Below are 15,873 nucleotides of genomic sequence, written 5' to 3' on the forward strand. Positions count from 1 at the left end.
AGATGGCATGACGCTGAGTCCAGGCGAAATATTAACGGCACTCGCGAAAGTATGGCCCAAGTCACCACTGCCCGCTGACCTGCCCAAGCTGCCGGATCAGGTGCGCATTGAAATGAACTCGCGCAAGCTTGCCAAGGGCGACATTTTCGTGGCCGTGCCCGGCAGTCAGCGTGACGGACGCGATTTCATTGAGCAAGCCCTTGAAGCTGGGGCTTCGCTTGTTTTAGCGCAGGGGGCTCACGGCGATGTACAGCTTGAAGGGCGGGTGTTGCAACTGCCACATTTGTCGTCGCGCTTAGGTGAGCTAGGTAGGGCGCTGTACCAGGTGCCTAGTGATCTGGAAGTCATTGCGGTGACCGGTACCAATGGTAAAAGCTCTGTTACTCACTATATTGCTGCCCTCAGCGAAGCGTTGGGAACACCTGCGGGTCTTGTCGGCACCTTAGGCGTGGGGCGTCCTGGCGAACTGAGCGATAGTGGCTTAACCACGCCTGGCCCCTTGGCGCTGCAGGCGACGCTGGGTGAGTTGGCCCAACAGGGGGTGAAGCGCGTTGCCCTCGAAGCCTCTTCCCACGCTCTGGATCAGTACCGGTTGGAAGCGGTCAACGTTAGTGTAGGGGTGTTTACCAATCTGACCCGCGACCATTTAGATTATCACGGCAGCATGGCGGCCTATGCGGCCTCGAAAGCCAAGCTGTTTCGCCGTTCTGAGCTTAGCTTGGCGGTGGTGAATGGTGATGACCCCTTGGCGCGCTTAATGCTGGCTGGTTCTAGTAGCCGCGTACGTGTGCTGGCCACTGGGCAAGACGAGGCTGTTACGCTGCGGGTGCTGGACTGGCAGGCGTTCGAGCAGGGGCAGCAGGCAATGATTGCGACCCCCGACGGCGAGAAAATGCTGCGCTTAACGTTAATGGGACGCTTTAATTTAGATAACGTCCTGCTGGCGATGGCTGTGCTGTATGGGTTAGGTGAATCCCTCGATGCGCTGTTTGATGCAGCGACAACACTTTCTCCGGTGCCGGGGCGTATGGAGCGCTATGGCGATGTGGACGCCCCCAGTGTGGTCGTGGACTATGCCCACACACCGGATGCCCTACAGAGTGCCCTTCAGGCGCTACGTGCTCACTTGGGGGACGCGGGTAAATTGTGGTGTGTGTTTGGCTGCGGCGGGGAGCGTGATACGGGTAAGCGAGCCGAGATGGCCCGGGTCGCCGAGCAGTTGGCAGATCGCATCGTTGTCACTGACGATAATCCGCGGAATGAATCCGCCGCGCAAATCCGTGAGCAGATTCTGACCGGGTTCTCAACCGCTGTGCAGCCGATTGAAATTGCTGAGCGTCGCGAGGCCGTAGTAGCGGCTATTCAACAAGCTGGCGCCCAGGATGTGGTGCTGATCGCCGGGAAAGGGCATGAGGCGTATCAGGAGATACAGGGGGTGCACCATCCTTACGCCGATAGCGAAGAGATTCAACGCGCTTTTGCTCAGCGGAGAGCGCAGTAATGCATTGGGCTCTTGGTCAAGTGGCCGCCGCGCTCGGCATCGAAGCGCCATCAGGCAGTGCACAGTTAATCATTCACTCGGTTGTTACCGATAGCCGTAAAATTGAGCCTGGCTGCCTGTTTGTCGCGTTAAAAGGCGTCAATTTTGATGGCCACGATTTTGTCGAGCGTGCCCATGCGCTTGGCGCGGCAGCGGCGTTGGTCGACGCACCTGTTGCTAGCGACTTACCCCAATTGGTGTGTCCCGATACGCGCTTAGCCCTGGGATTGCTAGCCGGTGCACATCGGCGCGCATGGCACGGGCCCTTGGTAGCGGTCACCGGCAATAGTGGTAAAACCACGGTTAAGGAGATGTGCGCGGCACTGCTGAGGCCTTTGGGCGAGGTGTTAGCGACCGAGGGGAATCTGAACAATGATTTCGGTGCGCCGCTGACCTTATTGCGATTGCGCCAACAGCACAAAGTCGCCGTGATAGAGTTAGGCGCTAATCATCTGGGTGAAATCGCCTGGACGGCGCCGCTGGCACAGCCCGATATTGCGATTATCACCAATGTCACCGGCGCCCATGTGGGTGAGTTTGGCGGCATGGGGCAGATCGCCCAGGCGAAAAGTGAACTGCTCGCCGGGGTAAGCGAGCAGGGTACGGCCATATTGAACCGCGATGATCGCTACTACTCCTTTTGGGCTTCGCGTGCGGCCCCAAGGCGAGTGGTTAGCTTTGGCTTTCATCCCCAGGCAGATGTCAGCGCCTCAGCGCTTTCCTGTGATCCTCAAGGGCGGTATGCTTTCACGCTACTGCAGCATGGTCAGGCGCTGGGCCAAGTGCGTTTACCGCTACTTGGCAAGCATAATGTCAGCAATGCCTTAGCTGCGGCTGCCGCGGCATTAGCGCTGGGCGTGCCGCCAGAGCAAATCATTACGCGCTTGGGTGCATTGCAAGCGCTAGCGGGTAGGCTAACCGTGGTGCCCGGTTTGCGAGGGGGCAAGCTACTGGATGATACTTACAATGCCAACCCTGGGGCGGTCAAAGCCGCTCTGGATACGCTGGCAAGTTTCCCGGCCCCACGCTGGTGTGCGTTGGGCGTAATGGGCGAGCTGGGAGACGAGTCGGCAGCGCTGCACGCGGACATTGGCCGTTACGCCGCTGAGCTTGGCATCGATCAACTGTTGACGCTGGGCGACGCGGCACGCGCTGCCAGCGAGGCCTTTGGTCGTGGGCTGCATTTTAACGATCACGAGGCGCTAACGCGTCATGTCACTAATACTTTGCCGCCGGACACCACCTTGCTGGTGAAAGGGTCGCGCAGTGCGGGCATGGAACATGTCATCAATGCACTGCGTTCGGATAAATAAGGTAAACGCCGTTCATGTTACTTCACTTGGCGAATTTTCTGTCGCAGTACCAATCTGATTTTCAGGTAGTCAATTATTTAACCCTGCGCGTGATTTTAGGCGCTCTCACCTCATTAATGCTCTGCTTATGGCTGGGGCCATGGATGATCCGCAAGCTGGTCGAGGGGCAAATCGGTCAATCCGTGCGTGACGATGGTCCTCAGTCCCATCTTTCCAAGGCGGGTACCCCGACCATGGGGGGGGCGATGATTCTGTTGGCCATCGCCATGAGTACCTTGCTATGGGGCGACCTAACCAATCTTTATATTTGGGTGGTGTTAGGTGTCACACTAGGTTTTGGTGCCATCGGCTGGGTCGATGATTACCGCAAAGTAGTGGAGAAAAATCCGCGTGGCTTACCTGCCCGCTGGAAGTATTTCTGGCAGTCGGTGGTGGGGATTGGGGCGGCAGTGCTGCTCTATTTGACTGCCTCAACGCCGGTCGAAACCAGCTTGTTAGTGCCAATGTTCAAAGAGGTCGCACTGCCGCTGGGCCTATTCTATATCGTGCTCACCTACCTAGTGATTGTGGGCAGTTCCAATGCGGTTAATTTGACCGATGGTCTGGATGGCTTGGCAATTATGCCTACGGTACTGGTGGCCATGGGCTTGTCAGTGTTTGCTTATGCCAGCGGCAATACCGTGTTTGCCGAGTATTTACATATACCGTTTATTGCCGGTACCGGTGAGCTGGCGGTTTTTTGTGCCACCATCGCTGGTGCCGGGCTTGGTTTTTTATGGTTCAACACTTACCCCGCCCAGGTCTTTATGGGCGACGTAGGTGCCTTGGCGTTAGGGGCTGCGTTGGGCGTGGTGGCAGTGATCGTGCGTCAGGAGATCGTGCTGTTTATTATGGGCGGTATTTTTGTCATGGAGACGGTGTCGGTCATTCTTCAGGTGGGATCCTATAAGCTTACCGGGCGGCGCATCTTTCGCATGGCGCCACTGCATCACCACTATGAATTGAAAGGTTGGCCTGAGCCGCGGGTAATCGTGCGTTTTTGGATCATTACCGTGGTGCTGGTGCTGCTCGGCCTCGCAACGCTCAAGGTTCGTTAATGAAAGTTCGTTGATGCAAATGGCCAAGAGTGGATCGATGGGTCGAGAGCATGAGGCGAGAGGAAACCGGTGATGGTTCGAGTTGCTAAAGGATTAACGCTAGTGGTGGGGCTGGGGCTGTCGGGCCGAGCGATATGCCGCCATTTAAGCCGCTTAAAAGTGCCCTACATGGTAGCGGATACACGTGCCGAACCTCCGGGGTTGGATGACTTTAAAGCCGCTCATCCGGGTGTTGAAGTTCACTGTGGCCCGTTAACGTCGCTGGATCTGTGCGATGTTGAAGAGGTAGTGGTTAGCCCTGGTCTTGATCCGAGAATGTCGGGCTTGATAGAGCTGGCGGATCAACTAAACCCGCGCACAGGTGAGCCGATGGTGGTGGGCGAGATAGCCCTCTTTGTACGCGCCGCTAGCGCCCCCATCGCCGCTATTACCGGATCCAATGCCAAGTCAACAGTCACTTCGCTGCTGGGAGACATGGCCGCTGCTGCCGGTGTTAATGCGGCGGTGGGGGGGAATCTTGGCACCCCCGCGCTGGATCTGTTGGCCAGCCATCCCGATGCCGCGCTCTATATCTTAGAACTTTCAAGCTTTCAGCTTGAAATGACGCCACACCTGAATGCCAGTTGTGCTGCCTTTCTGAACTTATCCGAAGACCACCTGGATCGCCATGGGGATATGCACGGCTATCGCACCGCCAAACAGCGTATTTTTATGGGTGCCGAGCACGCCGTGGTGAATGCCGATGATACTAACACGTGGCCTGAATATCCCGTTGACCAAGTGACTTACTTTACGCAAGCAGCCCCAAAGGGGAGCGAGTGGGGGCTGGCGTATCACCAGAGCAAATTGACGTTAATGCAGGGCTTCACCCCTTGGTTGGCTATTGATGAGTTAAAAATGGCCGGCCAGCACAACTATCTCAATGCTTTGGCGGCACTGGCCATGGGGCAAGTGCTGGGCTTTGCGGCTGAGTCCATGTGCAGCGCGCTGCGGGAATTTAAAGGCTTGGTACACCGCAGCGAAGTGATTGCAGAAATTAACGGCGTCACCTGGGTTAACGACACCAAAGGCACCAATGTTGGGGCCACGCTGGCGGCGATTAACGGCATTGGCGCGACGCTGGAAGGCCGTTTGATTTTACTCGCGGGCGGGATTGGCAAAGGCGCAGACTTTACCCCGTTGGCCAAACCCTTAACAGCCTGCGCGCGCCACGTGCTGTTGTTTGGCAGAGATGCTCCGCTACTGGCCGAGGCGCTGCATGGGCACGTAACGACCCAGCAAGTTGACGATTTAACCCAGGCCATGCAGGCAGCGTTTGAACTCGCCCAGCCGGGTGACTGTGTGCTGCTCTCACCCGCCTGTGCAAGCCTGGATCAATTTGCCAATTACCCAGCGCGCGGCGAGGCGTTTCGTCGCTGGGTGCTGGATAAAGCATCGACTACAGCCGAGGAAGCGCCATGAGTCGAATTCAGCGTCTGCGCACGGTGCTTACCACTCGGGATCTACCCTGCGATGTATGGCTCATTGTAGCGGCGGTTGCCTTGGCGGGGTTGGGTTGGGTCATGGTCAGCTCGGCGTCGATTGGCTTGCTGGAAGATACCTATCACTACTCACGTCAGCATGGCGTTTTCCTGGTGCTTGCCATCATCGCCTGCGTATTTATGCTCTGCGTGCCGCTTGAAGTGTGGCGCCAAAACGCAGCGCTGATTCTGCTCGCCACTATTTTTCTATTGGTTTTGGTGCTGATTGTTGGTCAGGAGATCAATGGTAGTAAGCGCTGGATAGCGTTGCCGGGGCCCTTGCCGAGTTTACAGGTCTCTGAATTTGCCAAAGTCGGGCTGATTTTCTATATGGCGGCGTTTATGTCGCGTTTTACCTACGATTTGCGTCGCCGAGCGTTCAGCATGTGGCGCCCTCTGGCTGTGCTGGCCGTACCGGTTGGGCTGCTATTTTTAGCACCTGATTTCGGCGGGATGGTGGTCTTTACCGTCTGCGTGATTGGCATGCTGATGATGTGCGGTGCCTCGCTGGTGCTGCTGGTTGGCAGCGGGCTGCTGCTCGGCTCCGGGGCGGTTGTAATGGTGTTGATAGAACCCTACCGGCTGGCCCGGTGGACCAGTTTTTTAGACCCCTGGGCCGATCAGTTTGCAACCGGCTACCAGTTAACCCAAGCGTTAATCGCCTTCGGACGGGGGCACGTCACCGGTACTGGCTTGGGTAACAGTGTGCAAAAACTGCATTACCTGCCCGAAGCGCATACCGACTTTATCTTTGCCGTAATCGCTGAAGAGTTGGGCATGATCGGCGCGATTATCGTCGTGCTGTTGTTCACGCTGTTTATTGCCCGCGCTATGTGGATAGGGCGCAAAGCTGAACTGGCAGGGCATCTATTTGGCGCTTATGTAAGCTACGGCATCGGCTTTGTCGTAGCCGCCCAGGCGTTTATTAACATGGCGGTAAGTTCCGGGCTGTTGCCGACTAAAGGGCTAACGCTGCCGCTGATGAGCTATGGCGGCTCTAGTCTGCTAGTGACAGGCATAATGGTTGGGCTACTGCTGCGCACGGATGCTGAAACACGTCATCGCCCCCGACGCGCGTCCACCCCCTATAAATCGCGCCATGAACCGCGTTTATCGTAACGCTATGCCGCTTGGTGCTATCAGGAGTTTGATGTGACGACTAACGTTAGCCGACGAGTACTGATTATGGCAGGGGGCACCGGCGGCCACGTGTTCCCAGCCTTGTCACTCGCCAACGCTTTGCAGGCGCAGCAGGTCGACGTTGAGTGGTTGGGCAGTCCTAGAGGAATTGAAAACCGCCTGGTGCCCGAAGCGGGCATTAAATTACATACAATTGCGATTAGCGGGCTGCGCGGCAATGGCTTGACGGGCTGGCTAAAAGCACCGCTAAACCTTAGCCGTGCGGTACTGCAGGCGCGTGCGGTTATTCGCGACTTCAAGCCTCATGTGGTGGTCGGCTTGGGTGGCTTTGCCAGTGGTCCTGGCGGGTTAGCCGCTTGGCTGACGCGCGTTCCTTTAGTGATCCATGAGCAGAATGCCGTGGCAGGCCTGACCAATCGAGTGCTGTCGCGACTCGCCAAGCGTACCTATGCCGCTTTCCCCGAGGCCTTTGGGGCGCGTGCCGACGTCATTGGCAACCCAGTGCGTGACGATATCGCCGCCTTAGGGAATACCCCAAGAGATGCGGAGAGCCTCTCTGCAAGGCCTTTGCGGTTGCTGGTGGTGGGAGGCTCGCTCGGTGCTGTCGCCCTTAACGAGCGCTTGGCCCCCGCGCTGGCAGCTCTGCCCATTGAGCGTCGCCCCCAGGTGCGCCATCAGGCGGGTAAAAACCGTGAAAAGACCACTGCTGAAAATTATCAGCAGCACGGCGTGAGCGCCGAGGTTAGCCCCTTTATTGACGATATGGCCGCTGCCTACGAGTGGGCCGACTTAGTGGTGTGTCGCTCAGGCGCCCTGACTGTCGCGGAGTTGGCAGCTGCGGCCAAGCCAGCGCTGCTAGTGCCGTTTCCTTTTGCCGTTGATGACCATCAGCGGATCAACGCCCAGGTACTCGTCAAGGCGGGGGCGGCAAAGTGCGTGGTTCAGTCTGAGCTCACCGTTGAGCGGTTAAGTGAATTTTTAAATCAATTGCTCGTCCCAAATACCCTGGCTGCGATGGCGGCGAATGCACGTCAGGCCGCCCATTTAGACGCCACAAAGCGCTTGGCTGAAGGGTGTTTGGCGATGGTGCCGTTAGGAGACTCTGCGTGATCGATTCAGACAAAACCATGACACCCTCACGTTCTGCCGCTGGCCCCGGCATGCGCCGAATTCGGCGACTCCATTTTGTCGGCATTGGTGGCGCAGGGATGTGTGGTATTGCCGAGGTGTTAGCGAATCAAGGTTACACCGTGAGCGGTAGTGATGCGAAAGCCTCTTCGGTCGTGGAGCGGCTGCGGCAATGCGGTGTTGTTGTCGCGATCGGGCATGCCGAGGCCAATGTCGAGGGCGCTGATGTGGTGGTGGTGTCGAGCGCCATTGATGAAACCAATCCAGAAATACGCTGGGCCCATGAGAACCGTGTGCCGGTGGTGCGCCGGGCTGAAATGCTCGCTGAACTAATGCGTTTTCGTCACGGTATTGCCGTGGCGGGCACCCATGGTAAAACCACCACGACCAGCTTGACGGCAACACTGCTGGCTGAAGGGGGGCTCGATCCCACCTTTGTGATTGGTGGCAAGCTGACCAGTGCCGGCGCCAATGCCCGTTTAGGTGAGGGCGACTATTTAGTTGCTGAAGCCGATGAGTCCGACGCCTCCTTTTTGCACCTACAGCCGATGGTATCGATTGTCACCAATATCGATGCTGACCATATGGCGACCTATGGCGGCGACTTTGAGCGGCTCAAGAGTACCTTTATCGAATTCCTACACAACTTGCCGTTTTATGGCTTGGCTGTGCTGTGTATCGATGACCCCCATGTGCGCATGCTTTGTGAGCAGGTGAAGCGGCAGTTCGTGACCTATGGGTTTGATAGCGATGCCGATTACCGGATTGTTGATTTTGCCCAGCGTGGCGGGGAAGTGTCGTTCACTGCGCTACGCCCTGGCGGCGCTGCGCCGTTAAATGTCCGTTTGGCTATGCCGGGGCGCCACAATGCTCTAAACGCCATGGCGGCAATTGTGGTAGCCACCGATGCCGGTGTGAGCGATAGCGCTATTTTGAGCGGTCTGGCAGGTTTTGCCGGTGTTGGTCGCCGTTTTCAGGTGCATGGCCATTTCCCTGCACCCCAAGGAGGCGGCGATATCATGCTGGTGGATGACTATGGCCACCATCCTCGTGAAGTGGATATGGTCATTCAGGCTATTCGTGCAGGCTGGCCAGATCGTCGCCTAGTCATGCTTTATCAGCCCCATCGCTATAGCCGTACCCGCGATTTATACGAAGATTTTGTCAGGGTGCTTTCTCAAGTCGATACGCTTGTGCTGCTTGATGTTTACAGTGCCGGTGAAGCGGTTATTCCTGGTGCCGAAGGAAAAACCTTGGCGGGCTCCATTCGTCAGCGTGGTGACGTCGACCCGCTATTTGTCGAGCATAAACACGAACTGCCTGCGCTGTTAACCAACGTATTGCGCCCAGGCGATATTTTAATAACCCAGGGTGCCGGTGATGTGGGTGGGATCTCCCTGCGCCTGGCCCAGGCACAGCTAGCGATGAACGAGGTGGATCTGTGAGTGTTGACGTAGCAACTCCCCAGTCTCTTGAAAAAGTCGTTGTCGTTTACGGTGGCACCTCTGCTGAACGCGAGGTGTCGCTGAAAAGCGGGTCGGCGGTGCTTGCGGCGCTGCAGCGTAAAGGTGTCAACGCCTGCGGCTATGATCCCCGCGACAACGGCCTAGTGGGCTTGGAACAACTGGCTCCTTCGCTTGTCTTTGTGGCTCTGCATGGCCGCGGCGGGGAAGACGGCACCCTACAGGGCGCGCTAGAACTGCTCGACATTCCTTATACCGGCAGCGGGGTGCTTGCTTCGGCCCTGGGGATGGATAAGCAGCGCACCAAGCAGGTATGGAGCGCAGTTGGGCTACCCACTCCGGAAAGTATCATGTTGGAGGCAACGGCGGAGTGGTCCGCCGTGGTCGAGCAACTTGGCTTGCCGTTGATTGTGAAGCCTGTGCATGAGGGGTCGACGCTGGGTATTAGCATTGTAAAAAGCCAGGCAGCGCTTGAAGCGGCTTATCACGAGGCGGCCCAGTTCGACGCCCGCGTGATGGCAGAGCGTTTTGTGGTGGGTGAAGAGTATACCGTTGCGCTGCTAGGTGATCAGGTGCTGCCGGCGATTCGTGTTGAAGTACCGGGTGGTTTCTACGACTACGAGGCCAAATATATCGCTAATACCACCCAGTATCACTTGCCCTGCGGTTTGTCGGCGCAACATGAGGCTGAGCTTGCATTGCTTTGCCAGCAGGCGTTTGCCGCTATCGGTGGAGTCGGCTGGGGCCGGGTTGATGTCATGCGTGATAGTGAAGGGCGTTTTTGGCTGTTGGAAGTCAATACGGTGCCAGGTATGACCGATCATAGTTTGGTACCTCAAGCGGCGGCTCATGCGGGCATTAGCTTTGATGATCTAGTGTTACGAATACTCAATACCGCAGGCGAGCAGTTCACAGCATGAGTAACGACCTGTTTAAAAGCGCCTTTTTAAAAAGTGCCTTATGAAAAAGCGTAACGCTTGGTTGGGAATTCTCCTGCTGGCGCTACTTATGGGAGCTGGCGGGCGGGCGCTTTGGCTGTGGCTGGATCGTCCGATTGAACGTGTGTCTATTCGCGGTGAATGGGAGTACGTCAGCGCTGACTACCTGCGTACTCAGTTGGCGCCCCTGGTGGTTGATGCCACCTGGTTATCAGCTGATTTGGGTGAATTACGCGACCGTGCACTGCAAGTGGGTTGGTTAAACGAAGTGCGCATTTCCCGTGAGTGGCCGAATGCACTGGTGTTTGAGCTGGTTGAACAGCAGCCTGTCGCACGCTGGAATGATGACTTCTTGCTTAACCCTGAAGGTGAGCCTTTCGCTTTTGCGCCATTATCACCACCTGCAGGTTTACCCGATCTCGCTGGCCCTGCTGGAAGCAGTGAAGAAGTGCTGGATTATTACCACCGGTTAAAACTTCACTTTGAACAGTTATCGTTGAATCTTACTCAACTTCGTTTAGAGCCGCGCGGTGCCTGGCGGCTACAATTAAACGATGGCGCTTGGGTGATGTTAGGTCGGCGTCAGCATGAAGTGCGCTTAGCACGATTGTCGGCTTCATGGCAGCGTGAGTTGTCGTCTCTTGGCGATCAGATTCGTTATATTGACCTGCGCTACCCTAACGGTGTTGCTGTTGCTTGGCATGGAGAAAGTGAATTTACGGTGCAAGATGAGTAGCTCTTCTATTACTTGATGCAAATAAGGTGTAAAAGTGAGTGGTTGCCATCGTTGAAAAAGCCAGTAATCGGCTTTAAATTGCTACCCAAGCCTATTATTGTGGATTTGTACTAGTCGTATTGCGACTATTGTTTCTATACTATGGGCCAGAAGCGGGTTAAATAGTTTTTAATTTCGACTATTGGTACTTAGCGATTGTCTGAAAAGCAGCACTGATTATTTTGGGTAGCACGCTTTCAATGTTAAGCGTTAGATTAAGCGCCACCCTATTTATATTTATTTTTAACAATGACGCAAGGAGATTTCCCGACTCATGGCAGGCTCACCCAACGCATCCAATATGGTGGTCGGGCTGGACATTGGAACGTCCAAGGTCGTCGCGATAGTCGGTCAACCTACCGACGACGGCGGAATTGAAATTGCAGGTATTGGTTCGCATCCTTCGCGTGGCATGAAGCGTGGCGTAGTGATCAATATTGAATCGACTGTGCAGTCTATCCAGCGCGCCGTTGAAGAAGCAGAATTAATGGCCGGTTGTGATATTCACTCGGTATACGTTGGCGTGGCAGGCAGCCATATCAGTTCAATGAACTCGGATGGCGTTGTCGCTATTAAAGAGCGTGAGGTAACGCCCTCCGATATTGAACGTGTGATTGACTCCGCGCGGGCGCGTGCCATCTCTGAAGGCCAGCGAGTGCTGCATGTGCTGCCCCAAGAGTTCTCGATTGATGCCCAGGGGGGCATTCGTGAGCCGCTTGGCATGTCCGGTGTGCGCTTGGAAGCACAGGTGCACTTAGTGACAGCCGCATTAAACGCGGTGCAGAATATCGAAAAGTGTGTGCGCCGCTGTGGGCTTGAAGTGGATGCTATTATCTTAGAGCAGCTCGCCTCTAGTATGGCCGTGCTGACTGAAGATGAGCGTGAACTGGGCGTCTGTATGGTCGACATTGGTGGTGGAACCACCGACATGGCTATTTTCAGCGAAGGCGCCATACGCCATACGGCGGTGATTCCTATCGCCGGGGATCAAGTCACTAACGATATCGCCATGGCGTTGCGAACACCCACGCAGCACGCTGAAGAGATCAAAGTTAAATACGCTTGCGCGCTAACCCATTTAGCCGCCAGCGATGAAATGATTAAAGTACCTAGCGTAGGTGATCGTCCAGCGCGTGATCTATCGCGCCAAGCGCTTGCTGAAGTGGTAGAACCACGCTACGAAGAGCTATTTACGCTAGTGAGAGACGAATTGCGCCGTAGTGGCTATGAAGACATGGTGGCTGCTGGGATAGTGCTTACCGGCGGTACCTCGCGCATGGAAGGGGTTAGCGAATTGGCAGAAGAGATTTTCCATATGCCCGTTCGTATCGCATGTCCGCAGAATGTAAGAGGTTTGGCTGACGTCGTTTGTAATCCCATTTATGCGACGGGCGTTGGTCTGCTGCATTATGCCTTGCAGGAAACGCGTCATGGGCAAGGTCTAAGAAGCCACGGGGGAGTGGTTGCAGCCCATAAGGGCCGTAACGAGCTTGCCCGGCGTGATATCAAGGAAGACCATTCGGCGCTGGCAAGAATTAAAGGCTGGTTCAAAGGAAATTTCTGACAGGGCCGCAAGCGCGGTTCAGGAGACGGGGCTTATGTTCGAATTGGTAGATAACGCACCCTCGAGCAGTGCGGTCATCAAAGTGGTTGGCGTTGGCGGCGGTGGCGGCAATGCTGTTAACCACATGGTCGAAAGCAATATTGAAGGCGTTGAGTTTATCTGCGCCAACACGGACGCCCAGGCGCTGAAACGCTGTGCAGCGAAGACGGTGTTGCAATTGGGTAGCGAAATCACTAAAGGATTAGGCGCAGGTGCCAATCCCGACGTGGGCCGCCAAGCCGCAATGGAAGACCGCGAACGCATTGCGGAATTGCTGGTCGGTGCCGATATGGTCTTCATCACTGCTGGTATGGGCGGTGGTACGGGCACAGGAGGTGCGCCGGTGGTTGCCCAGGTCGCCAAGGAACTGGGGATTCTCACCGTTGCGGTAGTGACGCGCCCCTTCCCCTTTGAAGGGCCAAAGCGTATGCGCGCTGCTGAAGAGGGCATGAAAGAGCTCTCTGAGCACGTGGATTCGCTGATCACTATTCCTAATGAAAAATTGCTTTCTGTGCTGGGCAAGAGTGCCACGCTACTGACGGCCTTTAGTGCGGCGAACGATGTGCTGCTGGGGGCTGTTCAAGGTATCGCAGAACTGATCACCAGCCCGGGCATCATCAACGTCGATTTTGCTGATGTGCGCACCGTTATGTCTGAAATGGGCATGGCGATGATGGGTACCGGTGGTGCCACGGGTGAAAATCGTGCTCGCGAAGCCGCCGAGAAAGCGATCCGCAGCCCGCTGCTGGAAGATATCGACCTTCACGGCGCACGCGGTATCTTGGTCAACATTACTGCAGGCCCCGATTTGTCGATCGGCGAGTTCAACGATGTAGGCGCTACCGTCCAGGAGTTTGCGTCTCCAGATGCCACCATTGTCGTCGGCACCTCCATTGATATGGAAATGTCCGACGAGCTGCGTGTCACTGTTGTTGCCGCCGGCTTGGACGGGCAAAAGCCTAAGGCGTCCGCGCGCGAGCCTGCCCGTCGGTCAGCTGCAGAGTCCTCGGATTACCGCAAGTTGCAACAGCCAACGGTAATGCGTCAGCAGGCAACAGCACGCGCTGAAGCACCCGAAGCGGCCGCAAAACCGCGTCCTGAAAAGCGTCGCGCTTCCGAAGCCGATGACTATCTGGACATCCCCGCGTTTCTACGCCGCCAGGCGGATTGATTCTCGCTATCAGGCTCATTGCAACAGCGAGCGAGCGTTTTATTGGCTAAAACGCTCGTTTGCTGTTAAAGTGAACACTGTTTGATAACTTTTCCCCTGCGGTTATTACCGTCATTAGAGCTCGGCTACTATCCATGATCAGACAACGCACCCTACAAAACGTCATTCGCGCCACCGGAGTGGGCCTGCATTCTGGCAAAAAAGTCCACTTAGCTCTGCGTCCGGCGCCGGCCAATACTGGGATTGTGTTTGTTAGAACCGATCTGGATCCCGTTGCGCACGTTCCCGCACGGGCAGAATTGGTTGAAGATACCAAGCTATGTACTGCTCTTGTGTTTAACGGGGTCAAGGTAGCTACCGTTGAGCACCTGATGTCGGCCTTTGCTGGGTTGGGTATCGATAACGCCTATGTGGATGTTAGTGAACCTGAAGTGCCTATTATGGACGGCAGTGCGAGTCCATTTGTGTTTTTAATCCAATCAGCGGGAATTTTAGAGCAGGATGCTGCGAAGAAATTCATTCGCATCAAGCACCGTGTAGCGGTGACCGATGGCGATAAAGAAGCGGTGTTCTTACCCCATCAAGGGTTCAAAGTCTCCTTTGCAATCGACTTTGATCATCCTGTTTTTGAGCAGCAGAAACAGACCGCGTTGATCGATTTCTCGACCACGTCCTTCGTTAAAGAAGTTTCCCGTGCACGTACTTTTGGATTTATGCGTGACCTAGAGTTCTTACGCTCTAACAATCTGGCGCTAGGCGGAAGTCTAGACAACGCCATTGTGGTGGATGATTACCGCATCGTTAATGAAGGCGGCCTGCGCTACGAAGATGAGTTTGTTAAGCACAAAGTATTGGATGCTATCGGTGACTTGTACCAGCTGGGTTATAGCCTGATCGGCGAGTTCCGTGGGGTGAAATCTGGCCACGCACTCAATAATCAGCTCTGCCGCGAATTGATGGCGCAGCCCGATGCCTATGAAATTGTCACCTTTGAAGAGGAAAAGGCGGTTGCGCCGATCTCTTATGCCGCACCTGCAATGGCGTGATGTAGCTAGGCTTCGCTTTTTATATTAGCGCTTTTTTACTTTTTGATTCATAAAGCATCGCTTAGGCGGTGCTTTATGCTTTTAAGAGTGTGGCGATAAGGCACTAAGCCTGATGGGAAGAGAAAATGGTGTGAGCGTTACTTGGCTGGCCGAGCATGAGATGCAAGCCGTTCCAAGGCACGTTTTAGCGCTGGATTGGTAGTATCTTCAGCGCACTCGGAAAGGGTTTTGCCCGCGTCGGCCGACAGACTACGCGTGTTACGCTTTGGTGCCACAATAGGGCGTACAGGGCGTACCTTAAAGGTAAAGCCGCTGACTCCTTCAAAGCCAGGCAGTTGATGGAGCAGTTCCAATAAGCGCCGCTGTTCGAAGCGTAACCACGTCAGCCAGCTCGCCTGACCGCTAATCAGGGTTAAACGACCTTCGCTAAAGCCACCCACAAAAATATGTTCGCGCATCTCTTCGGGCAAGTGGGCGCGCAAGTGTCGCTGGGCCTGATCGATGAGACGAGATAGGCGCATTAACTGATTAATATCACCCGACTTGGAGAGCAGACGGGCGATGGGCTGTGCGCGAGAACGCTTAACCTTTATACTCATACGCTTAATTCCTAGGGTGCTGCTGTTTAGGCACCGCTACTAATGACGTCGGCCACCTTCGCCGATGGCTGATTAGTAAACTCTACCACGCTCAGGAGCCGGTCTACAGCATGTCACCTACGCTTGATGTTCAATCAGCTTTGCCGCGGCGCCATCGCCGTTACGGTTTAGCGCGTTGGTGGCTGGCCGGTCTGTTGGTGAGTTGTCTTTTACCCGCCAGTTTAGGCCCTGCAGATGCATTCCGCGGCGGTGAGCGTAGCGTCACGATCTGTTTCTGGGTGCCCGCGATTTTACGCGCCCAGTCCCACTGGGTGGCCAGGCGTCGGCGCGCGCTGCAACGTTTTGCTCAAAGCCCCCAGCGCTTTGCGCCTGTTCGGCGTCTATGTCTCTGGCTAGCCCCGATGGCTATGCTGGTCGCCGCCCGGGATGTCTTGACCCAGCGCGGCCCGCCTTCCCGCTAAGTCTGTCGATAATACATCTACTTTGTGCATGCTCTAGAGATAAACAGCATGCATTGAAAGGGCAATGTCCGCTGGGACG

Annotated in this window: 14 protein-coding genes; 13 read left to right on the plus strand and 1 reads right to left on the minus strand. The window is 55.7% G+C overall.

The genetic code is table 11. From position 1 onward, the window contains the following. Positions 1-7 precede the first annotated feature (7 nt). From LMS44_RS08775 to lpxC, 12 genes are all read left to right on the plus strand, one after another. Positions 8-1,501, plus strand: a complete 1,494-nt coding sequence (locus LMS44_RS08775; protein WP_414121127.1) for a UDP-N-acetylmuramoyl-L-alanyl-D-glutamate--2,6-diaminopimelate ligase — start codon at positions 8-10, stop codon at positions 1,499-1,501. Beyond that, a complete protein-coding gene (locus tag LMS44_RS08780) occupies positions 1,501-2,853 on the plus strand; it encodes a UDP-N-acetylmuramoyl-tripeptide--D-alanyl-D-alanine ligase (RefSeq protein WP_498947233.1) in 1,353 nt (450 codons plus the stop codon). The genes LMS44_RS08775 and LMS44_RS08780 overlap by 1 nt, the downstream gene beginning before the upstream one ends. Positions 2,854-2,867: 14 nt before the next feature. Beyond that, positions 2,868-3,950 carry a phospho-N-acetylmuramoyl-pentapeptide-transferase gene (gene mraY / locus LMS44_RS08785; RefSeq protein WP_022523905.1) on the plus strand — a complete coding sequence of 361 codons (1,083 nt, stop codon included), beginning with the start codon at positions 2,868-2,870 and terminating at the stop codon, positions 3,948-3,950. 72 nt (positions 3,951-4,022) lie between these two features. Next, on the plus strand, positions 4,023-5,411 hold the full coding sequence (gene murD / locus LMS44_RS08790) for a Mur ligase family protein (RefSeq protein WP_498947234.1): 1,389 nt from the start codon (positions 4,023-4,025) through the stop codon (positions 5,409-5,411). Beyond that, on the plus strand, positions 5,408-6,589 hold the full coding sequence (gene ftsW, locus LMS44_RS08795; RefSeq protein ID WP_498947235.1) for an FtsW/RodA/SpoVE family cell cycle protein: 1,182 nt from the start codon (positions 5,408-5,410) through the stop codon (positions 6,587-6,589). Before murD ends, ftsW begins: the two co-directional genes overlap by 4 nt. A 33-nt stretch (positions 6,590-6,622) precedes the next feature. After that, positions 6,623-7,720 (plus strand): UDP-N-acetylglucosamine--N-acetylmuramyl-(pentapeptide) pyrophosphoryl-undecaprenol N-acetylglucosamine transferase, encoded by a 1,098-nt coding sequence (gene murG / locus LMS44_RS08800; protein WP_498947236.1) that lies wholly within the window; start codon positions 6,623-6,625, stop codon positions 7,718-7,720. A 17-nt stretch (positions 7,721-7,737) separates the two neighbouring features. Continuing rightward, positions 7,738-9,183 carry a UDP-N-acetylmuramate--L-alanine ligase gene (gene murC / locus LMS44_RS08805; protein ID WP_159177922.1) on the plus strand — a complete coding sequence of 482 codons (1,446 nt, stop codon included), beginning with the start codon at positions 7,738-7,740 and terminating at the stop codon, positions 9,181-9,183. Continuing rightward, on the plus strand, positions 9,180-10,121 hold the full coding sequence (locus LMS44_RS08810; RefSeq protein WP_159176642.1) for a D-alanine--D-alanine ligase: 942 nt from the start codon (positions 9,180-9,182) through the stop codon (positions 10,119-10,121). The genes murC and LMS44_RS08810 overlap by 4 nt, the downstream gene beginning before the upstream one ends. Before the next feature lie 40 nt (positions 10,122-10,161). Next, on the plus strand, positions 10,162-10,875 hold the full coding sequence (locus LMS44_RS08815; protein ID WP_009286395.1) for a cell division protein FtsQ/DivIB: 714 nt from the start codon (positions 10,162-10,164) through the stop codon (positions 10,873-10,875). A 313-nt stretch (positions 10,876-11,188) separates the two neighbouring features. After that, complete coding sequence (gene ftsA, locus LMS44_RS08820; protein ID WP_022523899.1) at positions 11,189-12,478, plus strand: cell division protein FtsA; 1,290 nt, start codon at positions 11,189-11,191, stop codon at positions 12,476-12,478. Between the two features lie 34 nt (positions 12,479-12,512). After that, the gene (ftsZ, locus tag LMS44_RS08825) at positions 12,513-13,688 is read left to right on the plus strand and encodes a cell division protein FtsZ (protein ID WP_498947237.1); all 1,176 of its coding nucleotides are present in this window, start codon (positions 12,513-12,515) and stop codon (positions 13,686-13,688) included. Positions 13,689-13,822: 134 nt separating this feature from the next. After that, positions 13,823-14,734 carry a UDP-3-O-acyl-N-acetylglucosamine deacetylase gene (lpxC, locus tag LMS44_RS08830; protein WP_009286396.1) on the plus strand — a complete coding sequence of 304 codons (912 nt, stop codon included), beginning with the start codon at positions 13,823-13,825 and terminating at the stop codon, positions 14,732-14,734. Between the two features lie 137 nt (positions 14,735-14,871). On the opposite strand, the gene LMS44_RS08835 is transcribed toward lpxC, so the two are convergent. Continuing rightward, positions 14,872-15,333 carry a DUF721 domain-containing protein gene (locus LMS44_RS08835; protein ID WP_009286397.1) on the minus strand — a complete coding sequence of 154 codons (462 nt, stop codon included), beginning with the start codon at positions 15,331-15,333 and terminating at the stop codon, positions 14,872-14,874. 110 nt (positions 15,334-15,443) lie between these two features. On the opposite strand from LMS44_RS08835, the gene LMS44_RS08840 reads away from it, so the two are divergent. Further along, on the plus strand, positions 15,444-15,794 hold the full coding sequence (locus LMS44_RS08840; protein ID WP_022523897.1) for a hypothetical protein: 351 nt from the start codon (positions 15,444-15,446) through the stop codon (positions 15,792-15,794). The last annotated feature ends 79 nt before the right edge of the window (positions 15,795-15,873 follow it).

The sequence above is a fragment of the Halomonas profundus genome (genome assembly GCF_020865425.1).
In the GTDB taxonomy this organism is placed as follows: domain Bacteria; phylum Pseudomonadota; class Gammaproteobacteria; order Pseudomonadales; family Halomonadaceae; genus Vreelandella; species Vreelandella titanicae.

Excerpts from the sequence above, each read along its gene's own strand:
- LMS44_RS08775 (WP_414121127.1), top strand. The coding sequence starts at position 8 with ATGACGCTGAGTCCAGGCGAAATATTAACGGCACTCGCGAAAGTATGG.
- LMS44_RS08780 (WP_498947233.1), top strand. The coding sequence starts at position 1,501 with ATGCATTGGGCTCTTGGTCAAGTGGCCGCCGCGCTCGGCATCGAAGCG.
- mraY (WP_022523905.1), top strand. The coding sequence starts at position 2,868 with ATGTTACTTCACTTGGCGAATTTTCTGTCGCAGTACCAATCTGATTTT.
- murD (WP_498947234.1), top strand. The coding sequence starts at position 4,023 with ATGGTTCGAGTTGCTAAAGGATTAACGCTAGTGGTGGGGCTGGGGCTG.
- ftsW (WP_498947235.1), top strand. The coding sequence starts at position 5,408 with ATGAGTCGAATTCAGCGTCTGCGCACGGTGCTTACCACTCGGGATCTA.
- murC (WP_159177922.1), top strand. The coding sequence starts at position 7,738 with ATGACACCCTCACGTTCTGCCGCTGGCCCCGGCATGCGCCGAATTCGG.
- LMS44_RS08815 (WP_009286395.1), top strand. The coding sequence starts at position 10,162 with ATGAAAAAGCGTAACGCTTGGTTGGGAATTCTCCTGCTGGCGCTACTT.
- ftsA (WP_022523899.1), top strand. The coding sequence starts at position 11,189 with ATGGCAGGCTCACCCAACGCATCCAATATGGTGGTCGGGCTGGACATT.
- ftsZ (WP_498947237.1), top strand. The coding sequence starts at position 12,513 with ATGTTCGAATTGGTAGATAACGCACCCTCGAGCAGTGCGGTCATCAAA.
- lpxC (WP_009286396.1), top strand. The coding sequence starts at position 13,823 with ATGATCAGACAACGCACCCTACAAAACGTCATTCGCGCCACCGGAGTG.
- LMS44_RS08835 (WP_009286397.1), bottom strand. The coding sequence starts at position 15,333 with ATGAGTATAAAGGTTAAGCGTTCTCGCGCACAGCCCATCGCCCGTCTG.
- LMS44_RS08840 (WP_022523897.1), top strand. The coding sequence starts at position 15,444 with ATGTCACCTACGCTTGATGTTCAATCAGCTTTGCCGCGGCGCCATCGC.